1 protein-coding gene is annotated in these 573 nt (G+C 49.9%); it reads left to right on the top strand.

Annotation, left to right across the window (positions count from 1 at the left end):
* Positions 1–328: 328 nt before the first annotated feature.
* Positions 329–573 (top strand): helix-turn-helix domain-containing protein (locus RIFP1SYM_RS16170; protein ID WP_039960910.1); only part of this gene is annotated, 245 nt, incomplete at its 3' end.

Genomic DNA, 573 nt, shown 5'->3' on the forward strand with positions numbered 1-573 from the left:
AAAGAGCCCCCATCCCCCATACGTTGTAACGAATACGATTATATCAATTTCTTATTGCCGCCCAAAAAGTTTTCAGTTGTGTTGAAGCGGCAAGAGTTCAGCCTAAAAAAGAGAAGTCACCTTCTCATGACTCAGTCAAATACCACCGGTCAAACCGGTGGCTTGGTTTCATGAACCGCTCAAAGCGGTTTATTTATTGACCACCAAAGGTGGTTTGGGTTAATTTGTAGTAGTTCAGACTTGATCTGACACCACCCTTGAAAAAGGAGAGGGTTACCGGTTTTGATGGAAGTGCTAACTGACCATCGAAACCAAAGAGGTAACCCTCATGCTTCATACTAACGAACAGATCATCAAGCACAAAGTCGGCCTGCTGAACCTGGCCGAGGAACTTGGCAATGTCTCCAGGGCCTGCAAGGTCATGGGCCTGTCGCGAGACACCTTCTACCGCGACAAGCAGGCTGTTGAGGACGGCGGCATCGAGTCGCTGCTGAACAAGGATCGGCGCAAACCGAACCCGAAGAACCGGGTCGATGAGCAGACAGAGCGCGCGGTGCTTCAGTATGCATCGAC

Source organism: endosymbiont of Riftia pachyptila (vent Ph05) (assembly GCF_000224455.1).
GTDB classification, from domain to species: domain Bacteria; phylum Pseudomonadota; class Gammaproteobacteria; order Chromatiales; family Chromatiaceae; genus Endoriftia; species Endoriftia persephonae.